The 24690-nt window shown below is 45.2% G+C and carries 20 protein-coding genes; 8 read left to right on the top strand and 12 right to left on the bottom strand.

The features are described from left to right. Positions 1-35: 35 nt before the first annotated feature. The 3 genes from ACVA6Q_RS11465 to ACVA6Q_RS11455 form a co-directional block, all read right to left on the bottom strand. Positions 36-866 carry a DUF2797 domain-containing protein gene (locus tag ACVA6Q_RS11465; RefSeq protein ID WP_446647575.1) on the bottom strand — a complete coding sequence of 277 codons (831 nt, stop codon included), beginning with the start codon at positions 864-866 and terminating at the stop codon, positions 36-38. A 64-nt stretch (positions 867-930) separates the two neighbouring features. Then, the gene (locus ACVA6Q_RS11460; protein ID WP_446647574.1) at positions 931-2619 is read right to left on the bottom strand and encodes a GGDEF domain-containing protein; all 1689 of its coding nucleotides are present in this window, start codon (positions 2617-2619) and stop codon (positions 931-933) included. Further along, positions 2616-3671: an extracellular solute-binding protein gene (locus ACVA6Q_RS11455; protein ID WP_446647573.1), complete on the bottom strand. Its 1056-nt coding sequence runs from the start codon at positions 3669-3671 to the stop codon at positions 2616-2618. The genes ACVA6Q_RS11460 and ACVA6Q_RS11455 overlap by 4 nt, the downstream gene beginning before the upstream one ends. 334 nt (positions 3672-4005) lie before the next feature. On the opposite strand from ACVA6Q_RS11455, the gene ACVA6Q_RS11450 reads away from it, so the two are divergent. The 6 genes from ACVA6Q_RS11450 to ACVA6Q_RS11425 all read left to right on the top strand — a co-directional run bounded on the left by ACVA6Q_RS11450 (position 4006) and on the right by ACVA6Q_RS11425 (position 13246). Beyond that, entirely contained in the window at positions 4006-5697 is a 1692-nt protein-coding gene (locus tag ACVA6Q_RS11450) for a type I secretion system permease/ATPase (RefSeq protein WP_446647572.1), read from the top strand. Next, positions 5694-6998 carry an HlyD family type I secretion periplasmic adaptor subunit gene (locus tag ACVA6Q_RS11445; RefSeq protein ID WP_446647571.1) on the top strand — a complete coding sequence of 435 codons (1305 nt, stop codon included), beginning with the start codon at positions 5694-5696 and terminating at the stop codon, positions 6996-6998. The genes ACVA6Q_RS11450 and ACVA6Q_RS11445 overlap by 4 nt, the downstream gene beginning before the upstream one ends. A gap of 26 nt (positions 6999-7024) precedes the next feature. Then, positions 7025-9421: a hypothetical protein gene (locus ACVA6Q_RS11440; RefSeq protein WP_446647570.1), complete on the top strand. Its 2397-nt coding sequence runs from the start codon at positions 7025-7027 to the stop codon at positions 9419-9421. Between the two features lie 207 nt (positions 9422-9628). Then, the gene (locus tag ACVA6Q_RS11435; protein WP_446647569.1) at positions 9629-10921 is read left to right on the top strand and encodes a GGDEF domain-containing protein; all 1293 of its coding nucleotides are present in this window, start codon (positions 9629-9631) and stop codon (positions 10919-10921) included. Positions 10922-11186: 265 nt separating this feature from the next. Next, positions 11187-12644: a hypothetical protein gene (locus tag ACVA6Q_RS11430; RefSeq protein ID WP_446647568.1), complete on the top strand. Its 1458-nt coding sequence runs from the start codon at positions 11187-11189 to the stop codon at positions 12642-12644. A 35-nt stretch (positions 12645-12679) separates the two neighbouring features. Then, on the top strand, positions 12680-13246 hold the full coding sequence (locus ACVA6Q_RS11425; RefSeq protein WP_446647567.1) for a hypothetical protein: 567 nt from the start codon (positions 12680-12682) through the stop codon (positions 13244-13246). Positions 13247-13273: 27 nt separating this feature from the next. Here the strand turns inward: ACVA6Q_RS11425 and ACVA6Q_RS11420 are convergent, their stop codons facing one another. The 3 genes from ACVA6Q_RS11420 to ACVA6Q_RS11410 form a co-directional block, all read right to left on the bottom strand. Continuing rightward, positions 13274-14017, bottom strand: coding sequence for a SanA/YdcF family protein (locus ACVA6Q_RS11420; RefSeq protein WP_446647769.1), 744 nt, complete (start codon positions 14015-14017; stop codon positions 13274-13276). Between the two features lie 23 nt (positions 14018-14040). After that, on the bottom strand, positions 14041-14364 hold the full coding sequence (locus tag ACVA6Q_RS11415; RefSeq protein WP_353498615.1) for a DUF3392 domain-containing protein: 324 nt from the start codon (positions 14362-14364) through the stop codon (positions 14041-14043). Between the two features lie 89 nt (positions 14365-14453). Then, positions 14454-16142: an NAD-dependent malic enzyme gene (locus ACVA6Q_RS11410; protein WP_446647566.1), complete on the bottom strand. Its 1689-nt coding sequence runs from the start codon at positions 16140-16142 to the stop codon at positions 14454-14456. A 209-nt stretch (positions 16143-16351) separates the two neighbouring features. Between ACVA6Q_RS11410 and ACVA6Q_RS11405 the strand changes: the two genes are divergently transcribed. Both ACVA6Q_RS11405 and ACVA6Q_RS11400 read left to right on the top strand, forming a co-directional pair. Then, on the top strand, positions 16352-18727 hold the full coding sequence (locus tag ACVA6Q_RS11405; protein WP_446647565.1) for a helicase-related protein: 2376 nt from the start codon (positions 16352-16354) through the stop codon (positions 18725-18727). A gap of 230 nt (positions 18728-18957) precedes the next feature. After that, complete coding sequence (locus tag ACVA6Q_RS11400) at positions 18958-19344, top strand: transporter (protein WP_353498618.1); 387 nt, start codon at positions 18958-18960, stop codon at positions 19342-19344. Between the two features lie 86 nt (positions 19345-19430). Here ACVA6Q_RS11400 and ACVA6Q_RS11395 read toward each other — a convergent pair whose 3' ends face one another. The 6 genes from ACVA6Q_RS11395 to ACVA6Q_RS11370 all read right to left on the bottom strand — a co-directional run bounded on the left by ACVA6Q_RS11395 (position 19431) and on the right by ACVA6Q_RS11370 (position 24672). Next, entirely contained in the window at positions 19431-20537 is a 1107-nt protein-coding gene (locus ACVA6Q_RS11395; RefSeq protein WP_353498619.1) for a phosphoribosylaminoimidazolesuccinocarboxamide synthase, read from the bottom strand. A 344-nt stretch (positions 20538-20881) separates the two neighbouring features. After that, positions 20882-21283 (bottom strand): hypothetical protein, encoded by a 402-nt coding sequence (locus ACVA6Q_RS11390; RefSeq protein ID WP_353498620.1) that lies wholly within the window; start codon positions 21281-21283, stop codon positions 20882-20884. Between the two features lie 341 nt (positions 21284-21624). Then, positions 21625-21813: a hypothetical protein gene (locus ACVA6Q_RS11385; RefSeq protein WP_042498447.1), complete on the bottom strand. Its 189-nt coding sequence runs from the start codon at positions 21811-21813 to the stop codon at positions 21625-21627. Between the two features lie 164 nt (positions 21814-21977). Beyond that, on the bottom strand, positions 21978-23021 hold the full coding sequence (locus ACVA6Q_RS11380; protein ID WP_446647564.1) for a J domain-containing protein: 1044 nt from the start codon (positions 23019-23021) through the stop codon (positions 21978-21980). 57 nt (positions 23022-23078) lie between these two features. After that, positions 23079-23762, bottom strand: coding sequence for a DUF2786 domain-containing protein (locus tag ACVA6Q_RS11375; protein ID WP_353498622.1), 684 nt, complete (start codon positions 23760-23762; stop codon positions 23079-23081). A 229-nt stretch (positions 23763-23991) separates the two neighbouring features. Further along, a complete protein-coding gene (locus tag ACVA6Q_RS11370; RefSeq protein WP_353498623.1) occupies positions 23992-24672 on the bottom strand; it encodes a DUF3334 family protein in 681 nt (226 codons plus the stop codon). Positions 24673-24690 lie beyond the last annotated feature (18 nt).

Here is a 24690-nt window from a genome sequence, read left to right as displayed (position 1 = left end):
CGCTAAATGCGGGCTGTTTGATTTGAGCAAGGCTGTTAGGCGTCGGTGCTCACTTCTACTTCATAAGAAGTGAACTTGCGAATGTTAATCACACCAGTATCTAGAATGAGATACTGACCTTTAATGCCTTGAAGAACGCCGCTGACAACTGGCTCTTTATCAAAGTTATGTGAAGTGATTTTCGTTGGATGTTGCTCAACTTGGTAGCTCAGTGGCGTGATAGCTTCGTCAAGGATTTCGATAGCATCATCACCATATTGAGCGCGAATTTCGTCAATCTTATCCGCTACCAATGGCAGTAGTTGCTGAGCACGCTCAACTAGATCAATAGGCTCTCCATCTTGTTTCAGCAGCGTACGCCAGTTGGTTTTATCTGCGATGTGTTTAGCCAGTTCAACTTCAATCAAGCCAGAGATGTGGCGCGTTTTCACTTTGAGAATAGGTAAACCTTGGGTAGCACCTTGGTCAATCCAGCGCGTTGGGATTTGCGTATGACGGGTAATACCCACTTTGAGGCTCGATGTGTTGGATAGGTAAACAAAGTGGTCAACCATACAGTTCGCTTCACCCCACTCAGGCTCGCGACATGTCCCCGCATCGTAATGGCAGGTTTCTGGTTTCATGATACACATGTCGCAGCTGGCAAGCTTTTTCATACACACAAAGCAATGACCTTGCGAATAGCTTTTTTTGGTCTTCTTGCCACAAGATGAACAAAAGATGTTGCCCGTGTGGGTTAAGGTAATAGATTTTCCCATCAGAGGCGTCAGTGCGATTTCTTCATCGCCAACCGGAAGGCGGTACTGAACCGTTGAGTCGAGGGAAGCGCGCATTTTTGATAGCGTTCCCGAGGCTAATAGTGACATGACATTACTCTTTTCGTTGTTTTGGTCAGTTTAACAAAAGAGAGTCAGTGGGTCTTTGTAAACATTAACAAAATGGTGTGTGCCAGTAGGTGGTTGCGTGTCCTTTGTCTTTTGCGCAGTACATCGCTTGGTCGGCAACCTTGATAAGCTCCTTAGCGTTAGTGGAAGATTCTGGGTACACAGCGACACCAATACTTAGTGACAGGTCATAACTAGAGAGCTTTTCCGATTGCACTAGACTATGCGTAGATTGATGGAGTTTACTGCAAATAGAGTGAATCACGTCCAACTGTTTAAGGTTGGATAGTACGACGATGAATTCATCTCCCCCATAGCGACAAACAAGATCACTTGAACGTAGGTTTTTAGAAAGTAGCTGTGCAACCCCTTTGAGGAATATGTCACCCACATCATGCCCTTCTGTGTCATTTACCTGCTTGAAATTGTTGATGTCGATAAACAGCAGAGCGAAGTGAAGCTGATTTACTCTATGATGGTTGACTTCACTTTCGAGCTTTTCAAAAAAATCTTTGCGATTGGGAAGGTTAGTTAGGTCATCACGCCGCGCCATTTCCTGAAACTTCTGTTCGGAGTGCTTTAACTGCACATAGTGAGCGTTTAAATTGCTATGTAGGTAATTGAGTGCGCGTGTTAAGTCTCCAATTTCATCCTGAGCATCGTATTGAAATGGTGTGCTTTTTTCGAGGGTAATACGCTTTGCAAATTGGGCTATATTCGTTAATGGAATCGTTATAAATCGAAACAGGGAGAAAGAGAGAACACTGACAATGGCGATGAGAGTTAATGAGGTGAGCGCAAGTGCTTTTGCAGTGTTGTCCATCCACATTCCGCCGATAGTATCTTTTTGTTGCAGGCCGAGAATGTATTCAGTTGAGGTGCTGTGAATCTTAAATATCGCCGGCAGGAAGTATGCGTACTGAAGACGCTCGCTCTCTTCTTCATCTTCTACTTCAAAAAAGGTTGATTGGTTCTCTTCGATAGTCGGTTTGGCTTCTGGATGATCGATTTGTAGCTTTTCGATTTTTCCTTTTACAAAAGCGAACTGCTTTTCACTGTTGGGGTGTAGCAAGTAGCTGCCATCGGTATTGGCAATGGTTAACATGGTAGGGTTAGACAATAGTAGTGTAGCTTCATTGAGAAGCCTTTCTACATCAATGGCAATGAGGAGTGAAAGCCCTTGCTCATTGTTTTTCGTCAACGGATAAACAATGAAAATGAATGGCTTAGGGTCAGGGTAAGAGATACGATCGTAATGAGTCGTAACTGGTGACACATAGACCGACCCTCTAGGTGCGGCAGTGGCTTCGATAGATACTTGTATGTGCGATAGAGAGTTAAGCTGACTGCTGCTCGCCCGAGCAATGTTACCCGTATTGTCTCGTTCAACACGCACTAGCTCTTGCGCTACAGGCATGCGGCTAATGATCGAAATACTGGAAAAACTTGGATTGTTATTGAGAAAAGGGTGAAGCGTACTGGCGAGTTGTGTGACGTCTGAATGGGCTTTTACTTGTTCTCGAACGAGAGAAGCGAGCGTTTCGTTAGCGCGCTCAATGTCTTTCAGTTTTTCTTGCAAAGAGCGATACGCAATGTTGGTACTTTGTGCCATCCGCTCTTCAATATTTTTGATGAGCAATGTTTGTGAGCCTTGATAGCTAAGCCAGGCTATGCCGAAGAAAAACACCAACAGTGAACCGGTTAAAGCGAGGCTTATCTTCGTAGAGAGTCTCATGGAGTGAATCTCTCGATATGTTTTAGCACAGCAGATAGTGACTTACCGCTATAGACAGCATCCCACATAGCTTCGCGCTTGCTTCCTGACTCTACAGGTGACAGCCATATGAGTCTCTCCTGGCTTGTTTGCTGAGAGAATTGCCCCAAAGAGCTTTGCAGACCATGTCGATCAATCAAGCTACGCTGAACCCAAGGCTCCAAAAGAAAGTCAATCCAAAGGTGGGCAATGTCAGTTTGAGCAGAGTCGGCCAAAATTGCCCAACAATCTAACCATGCAAGAGCGCCTTCATCGGGAATAATGTAGCCGACATTCGCTCCACTGTTCCGTAATGCGTTGAGCTGCTGGTGGCCATAATTGGCGAACATGAGTGATAGCTCGAACTTGTTAAAAAGTTCAGTTGCTTCATCTACTGAGCCGTAAAAGGTCAGTGCGTTTTCTCGAAGTGTTATCAATTGTTCGGCAATTTGTTTGTCATGTTGACTTGGGATCTGAAAAGGATCCGGTAACCCAAGAGCGATAGCAGCGAGACTGACATTATGTGTACCACCATCATATCCCAGAACTTTGTTCTGATATATCAGAGACCAAAGTGCACGCCAGGTTCTTGGTGGCTGCTCAATACGATCCTTACTATAAATTAGGCCCATAGAAGAGAAAGTATAGGGAATGCCGTATACATCGCTGCCGGTAGAGGTTTCTGGGTTGCTTGCGAGAGGCGTGAACTGGTCACTAAGCCACTTTAGATTGCTTATCTTATTGGTATTAATGGGTCTTACTTTTAACAGTTTTATGTAGCGCCTTAACTCCGCTGAATTTAACGCTACTACATCATATTGTTTACTCGAATCTTCGATATGATGTCGCAAATCTCGGTCATTATTAATATATGTAATTTCTACATCAATGCGATGTTTTGTTTTAAATGCAGTTACCACATCTTGGTCTGTATATCCATGCCATGATAGAACTTTCAATGTGTTTTTTGAATACACATTTGGTGAAATGGTTATTGATATGCACAACAATAGTGCAACTAATAAGGTTTTCATCGAGCACCTATAGCAAAGAAACAGAGTCAATATAATCTTTAGACCAATGTAAGTTTAGCCGAAAGTACTAGTGAAAAAATAAACTATCGTTTGTTTATATACTTATCAATAGTGTGACTAGTATCGCAAAATGCGCCATTTATGCGGCTTTGGTCACTTTTGTTGTGCAAGTGAAGTGCAATTGGTCTCAAAAGTTGGAACCGGTATGATGTATGTGGCTGACTGGTACATTAATAAAATAATTCGTAAGTATTAGTGACTAATATTAACTGGAATTTTATAAATCTTCTTTTTGTGTGTGTGTGGTTTGTATTTTTACCGGCTAGGGATCTCTATGTTTACTAAGGATAAAATAAAAACATCAGGATACTCAGATGTAAATAATCGAGTTGTTATGTTTATTATCATAATGTCACTCGTTGTAAATGTACTTTTTCTAGTTATTCCTCTGTTCTCAATGCAAGTTTTTGACAGAGTATTATCTTCTGAAAGTCGAGAAACATTGCTAATGCTAGCGATATTTGCCTTGTTTCTGTTGTCAATGCAAGCAATGTTAGATTGGATTAGAGGCCAAGTCATGCTGCGTTACGGTTATCGCGTTAATCAGCAGTCTTCCGATTTTGCGTTCAGTCTATCAATGCTGCAATCTCAGAGTACAAATGGGGTTCATAGCCAACCATTGAGTGATTTGGTGAAGGTCAAAGATACCATTACATCTCCCGGTATTTTTGCACTATTTGATGCACCATTCGCACCCATTTTTCTTGCTGTGATGTATTTAATGCATCCACTCTTGGGTCACTTTGCCCTTGCGGGTGCTGGCGTTTTATTCGCCATCTCAATTGCTAGTATCATTATCACTAAACGTTTACAGCGTCACTTAAGTCAGCATGGTTCTACCTTCAATTCTTTGACGTCGGATTGGCTTAAGAACGCAGAAATTGTTCAAGCATTGGGAATGAACAATAACCTTATCGCCAAATGGCAAAGAGAGTCCATTAACCCTACCGTAGACAAAGCGAACGCAGACCGGGTATCGAGAGGGATCCTTGCTCTGGCAAAGTACATTCGCATGCTGCTCCAAATTGGCGTTCTTTGTTTGTCTGTAGTGCTGGTCTTGGATAATGAAGTCGGGGCGGGCGTTTTAATTGCTGCTTCAATGATTATGAGTCGCGTGCTCGCCCCCGTAGAGCAAGCGATACATAACTGGCAGGGGTGGCTCGAGGGATGGAAAGCTCATAAGCGACTTCGTAAAGCGTTCCTAGAACAAAGCGAAGCACTCGTAGAACTGCCTAAAATCAAAGGTAAAATTCAGTTTGAAAAGGTCGAGCTCGGTCATCAAGGCACAGAAAAGCCACTGCTTGAAAATCTGACATTCACTATTCCTGAAGGTGAGTGTGTGGCGATTGTCGGTGGGAGTGGTGTCGGTAAGTCGACGTTGGCCAAAGCCATTCTGGGGATAGTGAAACCCATTAATGGTGATGTCAGGATTGATGGCGCGACGCTCAATCAACGGGATGTATCAGATCTTGGGTGGCAAATCGGTTATGTCTCTCAAAATAGTCAATTGCTGTCGGGGACAATCGCGCAAAACATCAGTCGATTTGATGTGAATGCAGAGGCAAAGGACATTGTGGATGCGGCAAAACTAGCCAGCGTACACGAAATAATTCTTTCTCTCCCTAATGGCTACCAAACCTTGGTTGGCAGTTTAGGGGTGCAGCTATCGGGTGGGCAGCAGCAACGTATTGCTCTCGCTCGTGCTCTCTATACTAAACCATCTTTGCTCATCCTTGATGAACCGGACACCAATTTAGATCATAGTGGACAAGCTGCATTAGTGGCTCTGCTCTCCCATACACGTCTTCAACGGATCACCACGATCGTGATCTCCCACCGTATGTCGGTGATTCAGCACTCCAGCCTTTGCATGGTTTTGGGAGGGAACCAACTCCAGCAGTACGGTAAAACACAGGAGGTACTGAATTTGCCCGCGAAATCCACCCAAATGGGGAGTGTGTCATGATATTGAAGCATACCGAATCGTCGCGCACGTTTAACTTATCGCTCAAAGGCTTTGTCCTTTTCGGTTGGGCTGTGCTGGTAGTTTGTGTGGCAGGAAGTGGCTATTGGAGTTACCAAGCACCACTTAGCTCGGCGTCCCTTGCGCCTGGGAAACTCGTGACCGAACTGGAAAACCAAGAAGTCCAGCACCACACCGGTGGCGTAGTGGAAACGCTACTTGTCAAAGAGGGGCAGAGTGTCCAAAAAGGCGACTTATTACTGGTGCTGTCTGATCCGTTATTGGTCAGTCAAATGGAGCAGTTGAATCAGCGCAAGTTTATTGTTCAAGCAAGGCTCGCGAGAGTCGAAGCCGAGCTCTCTGGTAATCCCATCGTTTGGAGTAGCAACCAAAGTTTAACGCCGATTCAAGCGCAAATTCAGCGCGATCAAGAGTCATTGTTAAGTCAAAACCGAATGATTCTGAAAGAGCAAGTCGCGTCTATTCATCAACAAATCACTCAGTCAGAAAGCGACAGCGACAGCTATAAAGCATGGCTATCCAGCGATCAACAGTCACTGACATTGTTGAACGAAGAGATTGAAGCGAACTCGGCACTGCTTGAGAAGGGCTATGTGTCTAAAGTGGCGTTTTTAGAGCTAAAGCGTGAGCACTCAAGCTTAAAAGCCCGCATTGCCGAACATCGCACTCGCATTAAACACGCGCAAAGTAAAATCACTGAATTAGGCTCAGAGCTTGATGCAATGAAAATCGATTTCAGACGCACGGCGCAGCAAAAAAAGCAGGAGTTGGTTGCAGAAGAGCAGTCAGTACTAAAGCAGCTTAAAGCCTCCAACACGTTGAATGACCGTATTGAAGTTCGGGCACCAGTGAGCGGTGAAGTGATCAACTTAACCATTCACACTCAAGGCGGCGTCATCGCCCCTGCTAACACAATTCTAGAAATTGTGCCCAACAACACGCGCGTGGTGGCGAGCGTCAACATTCAACCCAAAGATATCGAATCGGTGTATGAAGGGTTATCGGCCAATATCCGATTAACGTCATACAGCTTTCGACAAGTCCCAGCGGTCTCAGGTGAGCTCATACACCTCTCTGCGGACAGCATCGTCGATGAGCGGCTAGGTGGTCATTTCTATCAAGGAAAGATAGCCCTCGATGCAACGGAGCTTCTCGATCTTGGCTTAGATCTTAAACCGGGTATGCCGGTAGAAGCGCAAATTGTACTAGAGGAACGCACAGTTCTCGATTATCTCCTCTCTCCATTGATTCAAAGCATGGAGAAGGGGATGAGAGAGATATAGAGCAACGTTAGAAAGGAATGAATAACATGGACTATGTGAATAAAAAAGGCACACTTGGGGCTGATACTATATTGGTTATAGATGGCGATAACCACATTAAGGGGCGTAAAGGAGATGACGTAATCAACGGTGGAGGTGGTAATGACATCGTTGAAGGAAATCAGGGCGATGACACTCTTGATGGTGGTGCGGGTGACGATATCCTATTTGGTGGTGTGGGAAACGACACACTAACCGGGGGCGAAGGCGCCGATGATTTTGCCATGCGAATTACTTATGGTGGCAATAATACCATCACCGATTTTAGCATTGGTGAAGATACCTTATCCCTCTATGTTGACCGCAAACACTTTGTGTTGGATAACGACCTTGCGCGTAATGAAAACCACGAAGCAAAGCTTGATCAAAAGCTTGATGACAAGATAGATAAGCTTGATAACCGTTTCTTTGAAAACGGCAAAGATAACGATCTATTTAGCGGAAGCGGCATACAAAAAGCGGATGCTTTTGTAGAAAAAGCAATAACTGAAGAGATGACTATTGTGGCCGACGGCGATAATTTAGTGATCACCTTTTTTGCAGATGAGGGCACAAAAGGCACCACAATTACCCTAAATGATGCTGCTGCGAATGAGCATATTGCTCGCTTTATTGTAGACGGTGAAGTACCAACAGATCAGCTCAGTACTGTAACCGAAATTCTTACCGGTGATATCGCTATATTTAATGGTTCAGTTAGCGATTATGTTTTTCAAGACCGTAATGTAAAAGATACCGTAGCAGATCGCGATGGCGTAGTTAGAGTCGAGAATGGCTCGAAAGTGTTGTTTGATGAGGGGGTGTATACATTAAAGACTGGTCATAACGCTTACGATAAATTAGTAGCAGAGGACGGTGTGGATACTATTCTCGCAGGTTATCACGGTCATGATGACTTAATTGGTGGCAGTGGTAATGATTTGCTCTTTGGCGATAACGGCGAAGGTTTTTATTACAAAGGTGGTAACGATAATCTGAACGGTGGCGGCGGGGATGATACTTTACATGGCGGGGGTGGCAACGATAACTTAGACGGTGGAGAAGGAGTCGATACTGCAGTCTTTGGCGGTTCGTATACAGAGTATCACTTCCAAAATAGACTAACTGTTAAGGATACCGTAAATGGTCGAGACGGTGTCGATCAACTTAAAAACGTAGAAAAAATTACGTTTTCTGAAGGAACCTATACGTTAGTAACCGGACATAATGCTTATGACAAATTAGTCGCGCAAGATGGCGTGGACTCAATGCTTATCGGCACTCACGGCCATGATGATTTATACGGTGGCTCAGGCAACGATGTGTTATTTGGTGATAATGGTGTAGGTTTTACCTATCAAGGCGGGAATGATAATTTATTTGGCGGGGGCGGTGATGATGTATTACATGGCGGCGCAGGTAACGATAACTTAGATGGTGGCGAAGGGGTAGATACCGCGGTATTCAGTGGTTCATTTAAAGAATATCATTTTCAAAACCGCCTCACTGTTACCGATACTGTCGAAGGGCGTGATGGTAAAGACCAACTCAAAGACGTGGAGAAAGCCACCTTCTCTGAAGGTACATATACATTGGTAACTGGCCATAACGCCTATGACAACTTGAAAGCTGAAGATGGCGTTGACTCAATGCTGATTGGGACTCATGGGCATGATGACCTGACGGGAGGCACTGGTGATGATGTTTTATTTGGTGACAATGGTGTTGGATTCACCTATCAAGGTGGTGATGATACGTTAGATGGCGGAGCGGGAAGTGACTACATCCACGCTGGCTCAGGTGACGATACAATTTATGCGGATAAAAAAGCGCCTGCGCATTTAGCTATTAATGCAGAAAGTGACATCATTGATGGGGCAGAAGGTATTGATACTCTTACCTACAATGATACTTATAAAAATGCCGATTCACTTAATGTTTACGTTGTGGGTGATGATAGTGACACGTTTAACGTTGAGACCATGCTTGCAGGCAAAGTTACGTCAACGGATGTTGTCTCTAATGTTGAAGTACTAAATGGAACTCGTGGAAACGACATCATTGATTTTAGTGGTTTAGGCCATGGAATGACTTACAACGACAAGTGGACGGGTGCAGGAGAAGAGGTTATCACCGGCACCGACCATGATGATGTCATCAACGTGATGCATGGTGATGACAGAGTTATTGCGAGTGGTGGTGAGGACTATGTCGATGGCGGGCATGGGACAGATACGTTAGTGGTTACAGGTACTGAAATTGTTGTTGTGGCTAATGGACCAGCTTTCAAGCAAGAATATAAAGTTTATGAAGAAGGTTCAAATGACTTTACGATTGTTACGAATGTTGAACAAATAGAGTTCAACGGGACAACGATGGAGCTTGATATAGGTACTTATACATAAGCTACTCTAGGATAGCTATTGTCATGCATTAGAAAGCCTCAAGCCTAGCTTGAGGCTTTTATAAACCCATCCCAAAAGTCAACGCTCCAACCCTCAGCGGGCGAGGGACGTCATACAATACAAATTTACCTATTGCTAATATTCAAGCGCCAAGCTAGTTTTGTTGATGGTGTTGTCAAAGACTTGTGGTGTTATTGAGTCGTTTTTATGAAGTTTTCGGTAAAGTTATTGTTGTCACTTATCCTCGTGACCTTGATGGCGATCAGCAGCTATCGACTTTGGGGCGACCAAAAACGGCTTGTGGTATCGAGTGACAAATTTGGTTTTTTTGCAACTAATGATCAGTTCCAAGGTGGTGCTAGTCTCTCTTCGCTTAAGAAAATGGATCAAGGTGTTCAGCTCGATTGCACACTGAAGACAAGCGATTACGCTTGGCCTTATTGTGGCGTCTCTGTGCACTTTTATTCAGATCCACAACTTGGGTTAGATCTTTCTGATTATCACACTCTTGAACTTGATATCGATTACGATATTCCTCCGAATGATGATCGTTCTCTTCGAATCTACTTTCGTAATTACAATCCTATCTACTCCAACACACAAGATGAGTACACCCACAAATATAACGGCGTCACGTTACAAGCTGATGCAGGGAAAATCATCATTCCGATGCGTAATTTCCAAGTCATGACTTGGTGGGTGGTGGACAATAAAATTCCTATTGCACACGCAGCGCCTGAGTTTACTAATATCAACAAGTTTGAACTGGCCACTGGGTCAAACTCCGCGCTAGGTGAACACTCGATCAAAATTCATAGTATTACGTTGGTCGGCCGCTATATGTCTGGTGAGACACTGTTTCTTTTAATGCTGGTGGTTTGGGTTATTGTTGCTGTGTTTGCGTTACTGTGGGAACTGCGAAACTATCAGCTTGATATGGAGCGCGAGAAACGCAGAGCCAGTTACTTGTCCCAAGTTAATCAACGCTTAGAAAGCGAGAACATTAAGTTTTCTGAGTTAGCGCATCGTGATGAGTTGACGGGGATTCGTAATCGTCATGCCGTCCGTGCTTGGTTGGAAAGGCAGCAGCTGCAAATTCAGGCCTCTTCGATTGGTGTACTGTTTATCGATATCGACCATTTTAAGCGTATCAATGACACCTACGGTCATGGCATCGGCGACGATGTGTTGCGCGAGTTTGCGATGGTTCTTTCTGATCTCGTAGGTAGCAAAGACAAAGTAGTGCGTTGGGGCGGCGAAGAGTTTGTGGTATTTTGCCAGCAAAAATCACAACGCGAACTGGTGAAGATGGCAGAGCAGATACGTCACTATGTTCACGCGCATTTATGGGTGCACGGTGACGAGATGAGTTGCAGCATCGGAGTGGCGCTGGGTCAAAACCATCAGGTTTATGAGACCATCAACTTTGCCGATGATATGCTTTATGAGGCGAAACGGCAGGGACGAAATTGTGTTAGAGCGATTAATATTAGCGTTTGATTGTGCTTGAACATGGACTACTCACACTGCCCGGTAAAAAAATAACGAATAATCTGCAGAGAAGAAGCGAAAAATTGTCAGTGATGGCATATGGTTACGATAGGCGTGTCAAATTAGTACTCTGATTTTCAGCCAAGTTAAGGCTTCAAAACTAGGGATCATCTTGTCAACAGTAAAATTACGGTATTCCTAGTGGCCGGGTTCTAGTAGGATGTGCCGCCCAAATCTAGATAGCACTATGACAATAATTATGAGGTTCTAGGTAATGCAGACACATCTACGGTGGTTCGGCTCTTTACCAATGCTGGTGTTACTTGGATGCAGCAGTAATATTCCCCCCAATGAGCGACAAACAGCTCGCGATGAGATAGATGCTACTTCCGTTCAAATTGTTAGCAAATTGAGTGATGAGTACAGTGAAATTCCCACTTTAGTTAATAACGCATACGGTTATGCCGCCATCAGCATGTCGGGAGTCAAAGTACCGGTTGTTGGAGGAGGGACGGGTGTAGGGGCTATCTACAATAACCGCGATGGTAGCGTAACCTATATTGACGTGGATCGTTACGATGTTGGTGCAGGTTTAGCACTGGGCAATAATGAAGCCTTACTTATTTTCGATGATAAGCAGTCGCTAGAATCTTATCGAGCCGGTGTGTGGCGGTTTTCTATAGGTGCGGATGTGAGTTTCGGAGAGAGTAGTACTCATGTCAGTTCCACGATAGTGGGTGATGATGACGTTCCCATCTATTTAATCACAACATCTGGTGCGTCAGCGATAGGCAGCGTGCGAGTGGTATCAAGTTCTGTGAACTATGATTTAACAGAAACGGGAGTCGGGGACATTGGTATCGCCAATAGAGACTTAAATACCGATGCTCCAGCGAAGGGGGCAAAGAAGTGGGATAGAGCGCTGCCGTTTTATGCTCAACAGGTGATAGATAGAGGGTATTCTCTCCCAAAACCTTACGGAATCAGTATTATTTACACCGATACTTTTCAGTATATGGATATAACTGACCTCAACGTTGGCATTAATGGCTCTCAGAAGTACCCAATAGAGTTTGTTTCGTTTGATAATAATAGCAACAATACTCAATCACCTCAGCTTAAGCTCGATGCTTGGCTATTTCCATTTATGAATGTATTTGGCGCGGTGGGGAAAATCAGTGGCACGGCTGATATAGGAATTAAGTTCAGTGGTAACGACCTTATTGATCAAATGGAAGCGAACTGCAGCCTACCGCCACTACAAAGACCGAAAGTATGCTTGTTAAGGGATGCGGAAGCCGAGTTTGTCGCGCCAGCACAACTTGAAGGGAATAACTACACTCTCGGAACTGTTTTGGCAACGGGATGGAATGACTATTTCGTTACTCTGCCAATTTCATTTACCTACGCCGATATGAGAAAAAACGACGCAGAAGGATTGATTCTCAACGTTTCACCTCGTGTGGGTAAAGTGATCCCTACTGTGGGTTCGCAATCTGTGGCGATATATGCCGGTGCAACATATCTCGATAGCACGCTAACTCTGACAGGCACCTACACCTTTAATGGGGTTGGTATCGACTACAAGGTGAAACAAAGTAATACCGATAAGTGGGCTGGCCTTGTTGGTGCGAATTACAACTTTAATCGTGACTGGTCTTTGATGATGGAATACGGCTGGAAAAGTGATAGGAAACGTCAGTTTGTTTCTGCATTGAATCGACGTTTTTAGTCGCTACTTTCATCAGTACACGATGAGGAAATAACATGAAACTCCAACGCTTATTGCTTTTAGCTGCTTTGGTGATCGTTAGTGGATGCACATCCTTAAGCGATCAGCAAAGGATAGCTGAGCGAAATGAGCTTGATACGGTTGCTCAAACCACCATATTAGAACTACTAAAACAAGAACCACACCTACAAACACAAATGGATGAAGCGTTGGCCTACGGCGTAGCAAACATGAAGGTATCTAAAATACCTGTAGTGGGTGTCGGCGGTGGGGAAGGCGTATTAGTGATAAAGGGCGACGAACCTCGTATCTATTTTACAGTTCAGCGACTCGACTTTGGCGCTGGCTGGGGTGCGCGTTCTTATAAGGTGTTGATACTTATGAATACGCAAGAGTTGGTGGCTGATTGGAAGGATGGTGAGTGGTATTTTGACATTGGTGCAGAGGCCTCTGCTGGGAGCGCTGCTGCACAAGGCACTTCAGGTGATTTGAATCCTGAGTTCACTTTACATGTGCTATCCGATGGCGGGGCATCAGCGACAGTCACTGCAAGGGTAATTCGCGTTACAGTCAACAAATCGCTTACGGATCCATTACCGTAAGCGAGAGTATCTTGGATGATTGAAACTCTATTGTTCCAAGTTATCTCGCGGCTCTATCTTGTCTGGCTCAATGGATTCTTGTAGCGGAGTACTTTCAGGTTCTGGTGCTGTCACAATCGGCTCTTTAGGGCCAAGAAAGCGCGGCTGAGTGTGCATGACATACAAGTCTAGCAGCGCTTTAGTCCTTGCAAACACTTCTCGTAATCTTACCGAATACCCTGACTTAGAGACGGGGCCTGCGACCGCTAGGCATTGTGCATTAATGTCATAATACTGAGCGATAAACAGAGCGCGTTCACAATGGAACTTTTGCGTGATGATCAAAAAGTTATCTGTATCGAAAATTTCTTTGGCACGAACGATAGAATCTAGAGTGCGAAACCCCGCGTAGTCGAGATGAATCGCAGGCTCAGGTACATTTGCTCTGAGCAGATCCCGCTTCATTGTCCATGGCTCATTGTAGGAGCGGTGGGCGTTGTCGCCGCTGAGCAGAAAGTGCGACACCTTGCCTTCGTCGTAAAGTTCGATAGCTGCATTAATGCGATGGGCATAGTACTCATTGAGTGTTCGGCCTAGATATTTGCTTGTGCCTAGCACCACGGCTACTTGAACATTGTCTATCTCAGAAATAGAGGTAAGCAGTTGGTCTTTTGCTCGCCAACTGATCCAGCGGTCAATAGCGACCACAGTTACAACGACAGCAAGCAAAGCGACAACGAGTAGGCGTGCACTGCGTTTCAACAATGAAACTAGCGCACCACGTTGCCACATTTCCTTATCAAATTTAAAGGTCACTAAATCTGTCGATTCCTTTGAGCCCAAATGCCGATACCTATAAAGCTTAAAACCACAATGGAAAACATCAAACCCGGGTCGATGTTACTAAGTGCATTCTTTAACACTGGCGTGGCTTTAATGATGATCAATCCATAACCAAATGCGTTAAGAAGTATAAAACAGACTGTTCGAATTACGAAATTAGTATCACGTAATGCGTTACGCATCAAACGATTAATGTCGGCGCCGAGCACGACTAGCGTGCAAGCGACTAAAGCGGTGGCGATTTCAAGAAGGTAAGGTGAAATAAACTGTCCGCCAGGCGCAAACATATCAAACATAACTAGGGTTCCTCTTCGTGTTCTAAGCGCTTCATTAGACAAAAAAAAGGCTCTTGATAACAAGAGCCTTTGTGTGACATTGATTCCGGTTAGAACGCCGAGCGCTTATATTTGCGATACACAGGCTGCCAGAAGTTCTCTTCAATGGCTTTGAGTAGTGTCTCGTCAGTGCATTCTTTCGCGACACCTTGCTCAATCGCCTTCTTAGCAACAGCGTAAGCAATACGTTTTGATACCAAATGGATCTCTTCTAGAGGTGGCAATAGCTGACCAGAGCCTTTTTGTGCCAGTGGCGAGCATTCAGCAAGTGCACGGCTTGATTCCATCAGCATCTCATCGGTAACGCGAGACGCTTGTGCGGCTAATACGCCAAGACCTATACCAGGGAAAATGTAGCTGTTGTTACATTGTGCGATTGAGTAAGTCTTACCCTCGACAACCACTGGGTCAAACGGGCTACCCGTTGCCACCAACGCTTGGCCTTGAGTCCAACGCAGAATATCGTTTGGCGTCGCTTCAACACGGCTTGTTGGGTTCGAAAGTGGGAACACGATAGGACGCTCGCAGTGCTGGTGCATCTCTTGGATGATCTCTTTGCTAAACAGACCCGGTGCACCAGAAACGCCGATAAGAACGGTTGGCTTTGCGTTCTTAATCACATCATGCAGTGAGAAACCAGAGTTATCTGATTCCCAGTTTTGCGTGTGATTGTGCTTTTGTACCAAACGCTGCTGGAAGTCGAGTAGGTTTGGCATGCCTTCTTGCAGCAGACCCCAACGGTCTACCATGAAGACCTGTGAGCGAGCCTGTTCATCACTGATACCTTCAGACACCATTTGTGCGACGATAGCTTCTGCAATGCCACAGCCAGCAGAACCAGCGCCTAAGAAAGTGATGCGCTGCTCAGAGAGTTTACTGCCTGCTGCCTTACATGCCGCTAGAAGCGAGCCAACGGTAACGGCTGCCGTACCTTGAATATCATCGTTAAAACAGCAGATACGGTCTTTATAGCGCTCAAGAAGTGGCATCGCATTTTTCTGTGCAAAGTCTTCAAACTGAACTAGGGCATCAGGCCAGCGACGCTGAACAGCTTGGATAAAGTCTTCAACAAATGCACGGTACTCATCACCGGTAATACGTGGGTGACGCCAGCCCATGTACATAGGGTCAGCAAGACGCTGTGGGTTGTTGGTGCCCACATCAAGAACGATAGGTAGTGTGTAAGCAGGGCTGATACCACCACAAGCGGTATAGAGCGCCAGTTTACCGATAGGAATACCCATACCACCGATACCTTGGTCGCCTAGACCAAGAATACGCTCACCATCAGTCACGACGATAACTTTTACGTTGTGGTTACGAGCGTTGTTTAGCAGATCGTCAATGCGATCACGATTTGGATACGAGATAAATAGACCACGACCACGGCGATAAATGTTAGAGAAGTTCTCACACGCCGCACCAACCGTTGGTGTATAGATAATCGGCATCATCTCAGAAATGTGATTTTGAACTAAACGATAGAAAAGGGTTTCGTTCGTGTCTTGGATGTTACGCAGGTAAATGTGCTTATCCATGTCATTGTCAAAGCTGGTGTACTGCTTGTAAGCACGATCCACTTGCTCTTGAATGGTTTCAGTGGTTTCTGGAAGTAGGCCTTCTAGGTTGAAGGACATTCTTTCTTCTGAGGTGAAAGCACTGCCTTTATTAAGCAATGGTGTACTAAGCAGTGCAGGGCCTGCGTAAGGAATATAGAGTGGTCGTTTGTTGTTGTTCATTAGGTTACCTGATATGGGAACAGTCATTCGGGAAGTAGGAACAATTAGGGCGCTAATTTAACACATTTTGGGTAGGTTAGCGAAGTGCAAATGTTAACTAATTGTAGAATTTATCAAGGAAAAATCGGTTGCTCAGTGCGACTGTCACTGCAACTGTAGCTTGGTTCAGGGTATACTCGGCACAACCATGAGAAACCGCTGACATATCCATGATCTTACCTATCGACGCCATCGAACACGACGTTAAAAATACACTCACTCATTCACACCTAATTGTTGAAGCAGAGACAGGCTCCGGCAAGTCAACCAGACTACCCATTTGGGCGATGGAGCAGGGCAGAGTGCTGGTGGTTGAACCCAGACGTATTGCTTGTACCTCGTTGGCAGAGTTTGTCGCCGAGTCTCTAGGCGACCGCGTTGGTAAAAAGGTCGGGTATGCCATCAAGTTGGAAAACCGATATTGTGATGAGTCCAATATCGTATTTGTGACACCAGGAGTAGCGCTACGTTGGTATGCCGACAATCAGTTGGCGGATTTTTCCGTGGTCGTGGTGGATGAGTTTCATGAACGTCGTTGGGATACCGATCTGTTAGTTGCCTTACTCAAGCAAAAGCAAAGTCATCGCACCATTATCACTTCGGCAACCATTGAAGGTGAAAAACTGGCGAGCTATTTCGATGCCACAAGACTGGTTGCGAGCGGCCGTGTTTACAATGTCGATGTGGTGCATCGCCGAGAGGACAGTCGCCAACTTCCAGATAGTCGTTATCTTGATAGTCGAATCAAACAAGAACTTGAGCTGCGGCTGGATGACACCGAGGGTGACGTGTTGGTATTTCTTCCTGGCAGAAAAGAGATCCAACAAGTACAAACTGCACTGATTTCCTTAGCAGAAAACCGTGATTTGATGGTGACTCCACTTCATGCCTCGGTGAGTGATGAACAAAGAGCGCGAGCCATGACCGTACAGTCAAAACAAAAAGTCGTGCTCGCGACTAATGTGGCGGAAACATCGCTCACTATCCCCAACATTTCATTAGTCATTGACTCAGGACTTGAGCGTCGCAACGTTCAGCGTAACGGCCAAACGACGCTGATGCTTACGCACATATCCAAAGCCAGTGCGGCGCAGCGCTGCGGTCGTGCTGGGCGGGTGATGAATGGCGTATGTGTTCGTCTCTATGGAGAACATGCGGCGCTTGAGGCTGTGACGCCACCAGAGTTGCAGCGTGAGTCTATCGTTGAGCCAATGCTTGCTGCCGCAGTGTGTGGCCATGAGCTTGACAGTTTGTCTTTCATTGACAATATTCCGGATAAATCTTTGGTCAGTGCCAAGGCACAGCTTTTCGAGCTGGGAGCTATCGACCAAGAAGGTATTACAGAGCACGGTTTAAAGCTCGCCCCTCTGCCTATTGACGCCATCTATGCCGACTTGGTGACTAAGATGCCGACAAGGGCATTGAAAGAAGTGATGATAGACCTGACCGCAGCGATTTGTACCACAGGTAAGTTATATCAATTAACCAGTAACGAAGAAGCTTTGGAGCGGTTAGACCAAGAGGAAAAATATGGCTGTGATGCTGAGCTGATGGTTGGCTTGGTTCGAGGGCATCAATATTCTGGGGTAACAGTAGAGCCAGATGCGCTTCGAGAAGCGCAGGGGCTTGCAGAGCAAATGCGCGCCGCGTTCGAACTGCCTTCATTGGAGGTCGCTTCTCGTTACAACAGAAATCAGTGGTTGGCAGAGATGATTAAAGCCAACTCAAACTTAGTGTTTGTGCGTCGTGAACGCAGGCGTGATGCGTTTGGTAATGGTCATATAGAAGTGTTACTTGGACGCGCGAGTCGGTTAAAACACCAATCTGAGGCAGCGCTGGTGCTTTCTACCCACTCTTTACCGGGAAGAGGTGTAAAGCAAACCATGACTTTAGGTACCTTGATGGTACCGGTGGAGCTAAACTTACTGCGTGAGCAGGGCGTTGGTGAATGGGTTAATGGTGATACTGAGCAGACGGAGCAAGGATTGGTGAGTCACCAATACCTTGTATACGCTGGGCGTAAAATTGGTCATCGTACTGGTCAGCCACAAGGTGAGGCGGCGCTTGAAGTGATCAGTAAAGCGATAGTTGAAGGAAAGTTATACTCGGGGCTTGCTGAAAAAATCGGTAAGCAGATGCAGCACTTTCAGCTCTATTGTGATTTGGGGCTTGCTGACACCACCTTCGAGAAGCCCATTCAAAACCCTGAACAAAACTCAGCAGATGATTTAACTCAATGGTTTTATCATCTGCTTGTTGAGCTGGGCGTTGAAAGCCAAGACGATCTTGAGTTAATCGATGCCTCCGACTTTGTGTTTGACGGCATTCCTGAGTGGGAGTACCAAGATTTTGTTGATAAGTATCCACTAGAGGTTCAGCTCAGTGGCCTAACACTTACCGTGCAGTATTTTGGCAAAGGCAAGCTGGTGGAAGTCAGCTATTCATCGGGTTCTCGAAAAGAGGATCCTAAACGCAAAGAATTGCCGGCATGGTCTGGTTGGCGAGTGAAATATCGCAAAGCCAGCCGAGTGCTGGATTTACGCTAAATGCTTCGCGCTTCGAAATAAAACAGCATACGCATCGGTAGAATACACAACAAGTTACACAACAGAGTTCTGTTTGATGAGTGTATGTTCAAGAGATGTTGCGAGATAGGTTTTTATATCACTTTTGTGGGCATTAAAAGGCTATAAAAGACCGTTATTATATATCCTATTGCTATATAAGCGAGTATGAATGATAGTGATTAGGTAGCATTCTGCAATCGGGAGTGAAGATGTGTGATGATAAAAAATCGCCAGTGGAGTTTGATTACACCAGTTTTCTCGGCGAGTCGTGCAGCAAAAAATGGACTTTCCTCGAAGCTATTGCTTCGGTGGCTCCAGTGTTTGGTGAAGCCTGGAAGGAGACAACCAAACAAGACAGCGATCCAGACAGTCGTCTATGGCAAATAGCGTTGCAGTCGCTTTCTAGCCGCCGTAGTGATGAATCTAATTTGGTGTCGTTGATCCGTATCGCAAGGGATGAGCATATCGAGCGTTTGCAAGTGATCATGCCGTACTCGCTAGAACCAGATCAAATCACCAAGATACAAAGCAAGGCTAATGCCGTGATCACCACGTTGCCAGATGACGATGTGTTGATCGCAGAAATTCAAGCCTAGTTTTTTCAGGCATAGCTTTTCGCTAGACGCATATTAGAAGAGGGGAGCCATTGGCTCCCCTCTTTGTTTTTCAATTCTGACTGTACTTAATCGGCGATTAAGTCGTACTCAGCGCGAAGAATATCAATGATTTCTTGTTTTGGATTCTCACTCAATGTGATTGGGCGTCCAGTAATTTTCTCTGCAATACCCGTGTATGTGCGAGAAACGTCCATCAATGCTTCTAGTGGTAGTGCGTTGTCTTTTGCCAATGCTTCACGCTCTGGCATGCGCTCTTTGTTTAGTAGAATGTCTGGATCAGGGAAGTGGTTAAGTAGGAACTGACGGAAACCTTCTTTTGAATTTTCCACAATCTCACCTTGTTGGTAAGCCTTAGTGTCCCAAATGCGCGATGAATCTGGCGTACCGACTTCATCCATGTAGATGAGCTTTTCGTTGCCTTTTGAATCTGTCACATAGCCAAATTCAAACTTGGTATCAACAAACGTTTGGTCAATCGCTTCAAGGGCATGGCTAATCACACCAAAGCCGTCTTTAAGCAGTTTTTCATAGCTGTCGATATCGTTAGCGCTTGAGAAATTAAACGCTTCGAAGTTGTCGCTGATGTTTTGACGCGTGATGTTCACATCATCCGCTTCTGGCACACCTGGAATGCCGTGCAAAATGCCTTTTGTAGATGGCGTGATGAGGATTTCATCCAGTTTAGAGTCTTTCTCTAACCCTTCTGACAAGGTAATGCCGCAGAATTCACGTTCGCCTTTTTCATACGCACGCCACATTGAGCCAGTGATATATTGACGGCAGATAGCTTCAATCATTACCGGTTTGGCTTTTTGAACGATCCAAACGAATGGGTGTGGAATATCAAGAATATGGCTGTCAGCGAGTCCGTTGTCTTTGAACAGTTGGAACCAGTGGTTAGAGATCGCATTAAGCGCAGCGCCTTTACCAGGAACGCCGCGAAGATCGCCTTCACCGTGCCAAATACAATCAAACGCAGAAATGCGGTCACTGATAACCATAATGGCTAGTGGGGCATCTTCTGCCACATCGTAGCCTTTTTGTTTGATTAGGCGGCGGCTATCTTCTTCAGTCAACCAATAGACAGAACGCACTTTGCCACTGTGAACAGGCTTATCAGTGCGGATTGGGAGATCGTCGTTTACGGCTAGAACTTGATCAGCAAGACTCATGGAGACATTCCTATCTGGTTTACGTCGCGATACTGGGCGACAACAAGTGGAAGAGTGGAATCACTCATAATTGCCACGCATCATACCAGAACTGTTTGATCCTGCCAGAGAAAAAGCAAACGTTTGCGCAATTAGTTATCAAACTAACGTTAATCGATGAAAAAGTACTCTTTGATAAGGGAAAGGCTTTACGTAACAGAGTGGTAATAAGTGACTTTCTATAGAGCTAAGTACAAGAAGACTAAGATAAACAAGAACGATGAGCGATAGCCCATCGTCCGACACCTAAGTAGCAGTGAATAAGAGGCAGTGAATTCTTAGATGCAGAACGATGAATCCAAGAATTAGTGCAGGTAATGCTCACCAGAGAGGAAAATCACCTCACATTGATGGCCTAGCGCCAATGCATTTAAAGTGGCTTGCTGCTGAGTAGTGAATGAGCCATTAGCGATGATGGCGCAGGCATTACCAGAGCGAATTGCTTTTTCTACTACCTGATACTGGTTGAGACTTGCCGATGGCTTCATTTGTACCATGTGATTGCCAAGCTTATGAAAATGCAGAACTTGGCTAGTAGAAGGGCGAGGGCATTCTGCTGTTAACAAAATCCACTGAGGTCTAGATGTTAATTGAGACAACTTTTCAAGGATCTCATCCTGGATCCCACGTTGTGCAGCCGCACTGTCAAATGAGGTGTATGAGCGTGAAACATTGTATCTAGACTGCATTGAATTGTTGATTAACATAACCCTGTTCCTTTATACATGTTGTATGGATATACAGTAGTTTTTTGTAGGGTAAAGATCAAGCACTTTTTGAGCGCTAATTCTTCAATTTAATTTAAGGGTCTGTTTTTATTGAGATTTATTTTTTAACAGAATAGCAGATTTGGTAATGGTTTCCTGTTATCCAGTACTAGCCAAAAAAAACACTGTATAAACTACCTGTATAAAAACACGGCTCATTGCGAATAGAAGCTAGGGCAATACAATCGAAGCTAGGATAAGAAAGGAGGCGAGAGCCTATGAGCGCGTAGCATTTGGGAGGCGGAAACTAAAACGCCTCTGAGGGCAGAGGCGCATTGCGGTTATTGCTGAGCGTTTGCTCGATTTCTAAATTCGATTTCTGCTTGATTGAACTGTCTGACGTCCATGATGGCGAAACTCAAACACTTTTCACATGAATGATGGTGTTTGCCATCAATGTACTCGTGTTTGGTGACAAAGCTAGGTGCATGGCACCAATCGCAGATATCTTGTTTGGTGAATGTATACATGTTTACTCCCCACCCTTATATGTACGTTAGTACGGAGTTGTACTCGGTACGGGTGTTATTTTCGGGACTTATTATGACACAAAAACAAGGCTTTTGTTAAATTAATGTTTCAGAAAAAGAGTGCTTAGACGTTTTTGGTTATATTTTAGGCATTTTTAATAGCTTTAGTGCCTAGACTGAAGGTTGGCAGTCAGTGTATTTAAAGCGAGGTTAAGCTGCTTCATTTCTTCTTCACTTCCCTGAGCATCAGGATGGTAGACGCGGCTCAGTTGTTTGTAGCGGGTTTTTAGCTGTTTCGCGTTCAAGGGCTGGTTCGGCTCAAGTCCAAAGCGTAAATAGGCGTCCCTAAGAGGGGATGTAGGTTGCGCAGTAGGCGGAGCCGTGCGCAGTTGATCGTTGGCAAGTTTGAGTTGGCGCTGCAGTTGCTGAATATAAAGCTGCTGTTTGGTAAGTTGGCTCTGCAACTGGTCTGTATGGTTCTGATGATTAGTGCTGTGCGTTTGCTTTTGTTCAAGCGTCTGAGCTTGGCGCTGTCTATAAAATAGTAGGGCGAGCAATGCTGCGATGACGAATAGATAAACCAGATGTAACCAGCCGCTGAATCCGGAATCGCCTTCTTGCGATGTTTCAGTATTAGTAGAGTTGGTATTGTTCTGGTTTGCTTGCTCTTGCTGTTTAAGTGCTTCGATTTGACGCAATTGCTGTGCATTGTATTGTGCCTGCAAAGCCTCTTCGTAGGCATTTTGGTAGATATCAGAGGCATCATTAGCAAGTGAGTACCAAAGTACGGCTTGGTCTTCGTCTGCAATCTCAAGTGAACCTTGCTGGTAGAGTTTAGCGACTTTCCCCAGTGCGGTTACATCACCGTTTACCGCCAGCTTAGTATAAAGCAGTAACGCTTTGGCGGGATTGGCTTGTACGCCTCGACCAAACTCCAATGCTTGTGCGTAATTGAAGGTCGCTGCAACGTGATTGTTTTCACTGGCTTGCTGATACCAATACGTGGCTTTACCAAGATCGCGTTTGACTCCTTCACCCGTTTCATAAGCGAGTCCCAACTGATATTGAGCATCGGCGTTGTTGAGTGTGGCCTGTTGTTCAAGGTGAGTTTGCTGTTCAAGGTGAGAAAGCGAAGACCACGCCGGAGCGGAAAACCAAGCACAGGAAAGCAGCACATAACATACAACGTTAAGTAAGCGTCTTGGCATCAAAGATACACTCCGGGTAGGCGCGAGCATGAAGGTCGCGCTAGTGAAATTGGAGACTTATTTAAGCAGTTTTGGCGCTTGGGCACCATCAATAGGGCGGTTTACTGAGATCTTGCGACCTTTTTTCAAGCCGACTTCGTAGTCTGCTGTGATGTTCTTCATCGCTTCTTTGAGCTGCTGCTTGAACGTTTCGCGATCGATATTTTTGAACTCTTTATCAATGTAGTTATTGATCTTATTGTTGGACTCATCATCTGGCGCGATAACAGGAAGCTTTTCAAGCGCGCCTTCAATCCAGCCAGAGACAAATGAATTCACGCGTCTTGTTACTTCAGTATTCGCGGTACCGGAGCCAGCAAAGCTATTGCGGAATTGACCTGTATGCTCATTCATTTCACGGTAGATGATATCAAACGCGAATGCGGCGAAAATGGCGCGATCTGCCTCACCAATAAACTCGACGCGCTTAAGGCCTTTGTGGTTCAGTAATACCGCTTCAACACCAAACTTAGTGTTAATACCGCGAATGACGCGAAGTAGGGTAGAACTGATGGTGGTTGGCAGTAGATGTGTCGATTGTGTTTTGCCCATTTTAATGAACTCGATATCGTCTTTATCGAGGCCATACTTAAGCATCAGTCTATGCGCCATTTTGATGGCGTTTGCTGCTTCATTGACGTTTGCAGAGTTACCAAGCTCTAGGCACTTAGCAATCTTTTTAAGGGCTTTTTGTTTATCCATCGACAACCTGAAGTCTCTATACCGCGGAAGAAAAAACGGGCGCTTATTTTAGCGACTTTTACGCTAAAGGGGAAGAGTGTCACAGTCAGACTGTATGTTGATGAAACAAGGAAGGATGGAAATTCGTACGAAGCGAGTCGCCAAAGTCGCTATGTGGTTGCCAAAGTCGCTATGTTGTCGCCCAAGTACAATAGAGTCACTTGGGCATGCGATAAAGGAAATGGGAGGCTTAAATACCGAGCTCGTCGAGCAAATCTTGACTGTTGTCGACCGCTTCTGACTTTGAAGCGTCTTTCTCCGCTTGCTTGGAACGCGCCTGTTCAATAATCGTGTCTGGGCATTCGTCCGGCTGAACTTCAAACTCTTCCATTTGGATGAATTCGGTTTTATCCATTGCAAACTCAAGATAGAAAATATTGTTGTCTTCGGTGGAGAACGTCACACGGCGTGCTTGAGGGCGCTCTAGATTGGTGTCGACCGACAAAACGACCTGTTTATTGATAGACAGCATTTTCGGTTGGTTCTGAGTAATGTTGGTTTGTAGCTCTTTACGTACTTTGTTGGTGAAGTCGCCAACGAGTTGGTTCATCAGCTCGCCCAGAACATCGCCCACTTCGTCTGAGTTATGGTGAATCGCTAGCTCTTCTTCAGGCATACCCATGTTGCGCATGTAGTTGGTATAAAGTTCAAGTGCTGCTTTAGAGGTAAAGTTAATCACCACCAGTCCAGAAAAACCACCATCAAACAAAACAAAGCAGCCGTAGTCAGGCTTTAGTGTGGTTTTTGTTATCTTCTGCACCATCGCTGAATAGGTGACGCTCGATTGTGTTGCTGAAGTGAGGACGGTTGAGACCGACTGACAGAGTTTGAGTAGAATATCTTCTGTAGTGATTACTTTTGTTTTTTTCATTGCGAACCGCTTGATCTA

Source organism: Vibrio sp. DNB22_10_4, assembly GCF_052879755.1.
The sequence above is the reverse complement of the archived record's forward strand: the minus strand, read 5'-3'. Positions and strand labels throughout refer to the sequence as shown.